This window comes from Mesorhizobium sp. M4A.F.Ca.ET.050.02.1.1, assembly GCF_003997725.1.
Classification (GTDB): Bacteria; Pseudomonadota; Alphaproteobacteria; order Rhizobiales; family Rhizobiaceae; genus Mesorhizobium.
In genome coordinates, this window is record NZ_RZSG01000996.1 from 1 (window position 1) to 1,928 (window position 1,928).

2 protein-coding genes and 1 pseudogene are annotated in these 1,928 nt (G+C 63.2%); 2 read left to right on the forward strand and 1 reads right to left on the reverse strand.

Features of this window, described 5'->3' with window-relative positions; all coding sequences use genetic code 11:
- Positions 1–240: pseudogene (locus EOA33_RS34130) on the reverse strand (colanic acid biosynthesis glycosyl transferase); the annotation flags it as partial.
- A 246-nt stretch (positions 241–486) separates the two neighbouring features.
- On the opposite strand from EOA33_RS34130, the gene EOA33_RS34135 reads away from it, so the two are divergent.
- Both EOA33_RS34135 and EOA33_RS34140 read left to right on the forward strand, forming a co-directional pair.
- On the forward strand, positions 487–1,659 hold the full coding sequence (locus EOA33_RS34135) for a glycosyltransferase (RefSeq protein WP_127407613.1): 1,173 nt from the start codon (positions 487–489) through the stop codon (positions 1,657–1,659).
- A gap of 15 nt (positions 1,660–1,674) precedes the next feature.
- The coding region (locus tag EOA33_RS34140; protein ID WP_127407614.1) for a glycosyltransferase at positions 1,675–1,928 on the forward strand (254 nt) is incomplete at its 3' end.

Consider the following 1,928-nt stretch of genomic DNA (forward strand, 5'->3'; position numbering starts at 1 on the left):
CCGGTGTTTCATCCCGTTGCCGTAGCTGTAGCGGAACATGGTTTCCGACAGCAGCTTGTGAAATTCGAGATCCGGGTAATCCTTCTTCGGGTAGAGTTTTGCGGCGACTTCAGGCTGGCTGTCGAAGACGAAGAACCGCGGTTCGTCGCCGACAACTGCCTTGAGGATATGGCGGATCGCCAGCAGAATTGCTGCATCCCCGGTATTCAGGCAGACTGTGTTCTCAACGACGATGTTCATCGTATCACCCCATTCGTGAGTTGGTTCTACGGTCAGGCAGCGGGATCTGGTCGGCATCCGCGCTAGCCGTCCAAGCGCGGCATAGGGCCAACGGTTGGCTGGCGCTCGAGCAAGACAAGATTAACGCATGTTTTTTGCAGCGCAACAAAAATGCTCGCTTTCCTTGCTACGCTGCACCAAAAATGTTGCGATGCAGCAAGAGCTGTACTAACTTCGCCGTGGGTGGGCCAACAGCGGTCAAGTTTCATGCTGCATGTCTTGTACCTTGTGCATGACATATCCGACCCGGCGGTTCGCCGGCGGATCACAATGCTCAGGGCAGGCGGGGCCAAGGTGACGCTGGCGGGTTTCCGCCGCACCACCGGCCCGGTTGCCGACATCGAAGGATTGCGCCCGATCGATCTCGGCGCGACGCGCGACGGCCGATTCGGCCAGCGTCTGGCGGCGGTCGCCAAAGCGGCGTTCGGGATCGGCCCCAAGCTAGCGGCGATGCCGAGGCCTGACCTCATCATCGCGCGCAACCTCGAAATGCTGGCGCTTGCCCGCCGCGCCAAGGCCGTGCTCGGGGCCGGGGTCCCGGTTGTCTATGAATGTCTCGACATCCACCGCCTGGTGCTGCGCGACGATCTGGTCGGCAAGGCGCTGCGTGGCGCGGAACGTTATCTCGCCCGCGACGTTAAGCTCCTCGTGACCTCGTCGCCGGCCTTCATCGCCAATTACTTCAAGCCGTTTGGGCAGGTCGCGGCACCTGTCGAACTGGTCGAGAACAAGTATTTCGACACCACGACAGTGACGTCGGATGAGCGATTGAAGACCGAGAATCCCGCAGCGCCCCCTTGGCGTATCGGCTGGTTCGGCGCACTCCGCTGCCGCCGCTCGCTGGAGATGCTGGCCGAGTTCACCCGCCGCCTCAACGGGCGTTTCGAAGTCGTCCTGCGTGGTCGTCCAGCGCTCTCAGAATTTCCCGATTTCCACGCTTTTGTCGAGGCCGAGCCCTGGCTGTCCTTTCGCGGACCCTATCGCAACCCGGAGGACATGGCTGCGATCTACGGCGATGTGCATTTTTGCTGGGCGATCGATTTCTTCGAGGCAGGGCAGAACTCCGAATGGCTGCTGCCCAACCGCCTCTATGAGGGCTGCCGCTTCGGCGCGGTGCCGATCTCGATGGGCAACACCGAAACCGGCCGCTTCCTCAACCAGCAGGACATAGGCGTCCTCCTCTCCGAGGCGACGCCCGAAACGCTCGAAACCGAGCTCGGGCGGATGGAGCAGGAGCGCTTCGGCAAGCTCAAGGCGCGCGTGCTGGCCCGCAACCCGCGGACCTGGAGCTACGACCGCAACGACTGCCGGGCCTTGGTCGACAAGCTGCGTGGCCTTGTGGCGGCGCCGGAGTCTTTCGTGGCCGAAGCGCTGGCATAGTATGGACGGAACCGGATGACGCCAACCGCAAGTCTGATCGTGATTCCGTGCCTGAACGAGGCCGCGCATATCGGCGCGCTGCTCGAACAGCTGCGGCCCGCCGCGCAGAGGCTCGGCGCACGCATCATCGTCGCCGACGGCGGCAGTGCCGACGGCACACCGGCAATTGTCGAGGCCATCGCCGCGAAGGATCCCCGCGTCGTCCTGCTGCACAACCCCAAGCGCATCCAGAGCGCCGCGCTCAACCTTGCGGTCGCCGGGTTCGGCGA

Bases quoted from the DNA above. Each gene is read 5' to 3' on its own strand.
- EOA33_RS34135 (WP_127407613.1), top strand. From the start codon at position 487: ATGCTGCATGTCTTGTACCTTGTGCATGACATATCCGACCCGGCGGTT.